The organism is Rhodopseudomonas sp. BR0C11, assembly GCF_010820945.1.
Classification (GTDB): domain Bacteria; phylum Pseudomonadota; class Alphaproteobacteria; order Rhizobiales; family Xanthobacteraceae; genus Rhodopseudomonas; species Rhodopseudomonas palustris_H.
Genome location: NZ_QTKI01000567.1, coordinates 1 through 2295 on the forward strand (window position 1 = coordinate 1; position 2295 = coordinate 2295).

2 protein-coding genes and 1 pseudogene are annotated in these 2295 nt (G+C 65.2%); all 3 read right to left on the reverse strand.

The window, feature by feature from the left end; all coding sequences use genetic code 11:
• On the reverse strand, positions 1-1230 hold a 1230-nt coding region (gene purF / locus DYI24_RS25175; protein WP_164574259.1), incomplete at its 3' end, for an amidophosphoribosyltransferase.
• A gap of 23 nt (positions 1231-1253) precedes the next feature.
• Positions 1254-1889, reverse strand: coding sequence for a CvpA family protein (locus tag DYI24_RS25180; protein ID WP_011158635.1), 636 nt, complete (start codon positions 1887-1889; stop codon positions 1254-1256).
• 213 nt (positions 1890-2102) lie between these two features.
• Positions 2103-2295: pseudogene (locus tag DYI24_RS25185) on the reverse strand (DNA repair protein RadA); the annotation flags it as partial.

Consider the following 2295-nt stretch of genomic DNA (forward strand, 5'->3'; position numbering starts at 1 on the left):
GAAGTGCACCTCGCGGGCGCCGGCATCGCGCATCATCTTCACGATCTTCTTCGACGTGGTGCCGCGGACAAGGCTGTCGTCGATCAGCACGATCCGCTTGCCTTCGATCGCGGCGCGGTTGGCCGAGTGCTTCATCCGGACGCCGAGTTCGCGAACGCTCTGGGTCGGCTGAATGAAGGTACGGCCGACATAGTGGTTGCGGATGATGCCGAGCTCGAACGGAACGCCGGACTGCCGCGAATAGCCGATCGCCGCCGGCACGCCGGAATCCGGCACGGGCACGATGACGTCGGATTCGACGTGGCTCTCAAGTGCCAGCTGGGCACCGAACGCCTTGCGAACGTCGTACACAGAACGGCCGCCGACGATGGAATCCGGACGGGCGAAGTAGATGTACTCGAAGATGCAGGGGCGGGGCGGCTGCGGCGGGAACGGCTTGTGGCTGGTGACGCCGTGGCGGTCGAACACGATGACTTCGCCGGGCTCGACGTCGCGGACGTAATGCGCGCCGATGATGTCGAGCGCACAGGTCTCCGACGCCAGGATCGGGCAGCCGTCGAGTTCGCCGAGCACCAGCGGACGGATGCCGAGCGGATCGCGGGCGCCGACCAGTTTCTTGTTGGTCAGCGACACCAGCGAGTAGGCGCCTTCCAGCGCGCGCAGCGACTCGATGAAGCGCTCGATGAAGCGAGTCTTCTTGGAGTGCGCGACGAGATGCAGGATCACTTCGGTGTCGGTGGTCGACTGCATGATCGCGCCGCTGCGGATCAGCTCACGGCGCAGAGTGAGGCCGTTGGTGAGGTTGCCGTTGTGGCCGACCGCGAAGCCGCCGGCGTTGAGCTCGGCGAACAGCGGCTGGACGTTACGCAGGATGGTTTCGCCGGTGGTCGAATAGCGAACGTGGCCGATCGCCGAATTGCCCGGCAGCCGCGCGATCACGTCGGCGCGGGAGAAGGTGTCACCGACCAGACCGAGGCGACGCTCGGAATGAAACCGGCCGTTGTCGAACGACACGATGCCGGCGGCTTCCTGGCCGCGGTGCTGCAGGGCGTGCAGGCCGAGAGCAGTGATCGCGGCGGCATCGGGGTGCCCGAAAATGCCGAACACGCCGCACTCTTCGCGCAGCGTGTCACCGTCAGTGTCGAAAACGGTATCGTCGAGGATGTGTTGGTCGCGAGCGTCCGAAGCGGGCGTTGCGGCGTCGTCGGAAGAGCTGGGCATCGCGTCCATCGCGCCTCTCATGTGGGACACGCTCAGCGCGTGGCCGGTTTGCCCTCTATCAGCTTTTTCAGGCCGTCACGGGCAGGTTTGCTATAGCCGTCATTGGCACCGGGAGCAGCCGAATCCTCGGTCTGCTGCTGGTCTTCTTCCGGCTTGTTCTTCTTGAACCGTTTCAAGATGGTATTTTCAGGGTCGTCCGGCAAGAGCGTCATCAGCCAATCACCGGTTCCTTGCAGAACCGTGCGCGACTTCGCATTGGTGACCCACTCGGGACGCTGCTTGTCCGGCACCAGCCAGTTGAAGAACAGATACGCCACCACCACGATCAGCAGACCGCGGGCGAGACCGAACAGGAAGCCGAGGGTGCGATCGAGCGCGCCAATGCGCGAATCCAGGATCATGTCCGAGATCCGCACCGTGATGATCGACACGATGATCAGGGTGCCGAGGAAGACGCCGGCGATCACCACCACCGCGGCGACCGTCTCGGACGAGAAATAGGTCCGCGCCGTCGGCATCAGCTTCTGGAATGCGTACAGCGTCACCAGCGCGGCGGCGCCCCAGGCCGCGATCGACAGCACTTCGCGCATGAAGCCGCGCACCATCGCGAGCAGCCCCGACACCAACATCACCGCGAGAACAACGAGATCAAGGATGGTAATCGGCATCGGCAGGTCAGGTCCGCTCGGTCAGCACAACGGCGAATCGGCGTGCACGGGGTCGGCACAGGTGACGGTGGTATGGCACGCGGCGCAAGGCGAGAAAACCACCCCCGTCCGCCTCGCCACAGCAATGTTCCGCTGGGTTAAAGCTTGGTGGCCGGATACGTTCAGCTTGCGCGGGCGTTGTATAGCGGCGCGCTCCCGAAACGTCACGCCGCTTCAACCCTCCTGGCGCCGGAATCGCGCCGGTGTTGCATTTGAGGCAGCTTTCGTCCGCGGCGCACCATCGTCGTCGCCCCGCCGTGTGCCGCGAGCGGCGATATCCGCGACCCGGCTGGAGAGGCCGCCGACGGACTGCAGCGTCAGCCCCGCATCGCTCGGCGCTTCGCCGCGGGTCTGTTCCCGCAGCGCC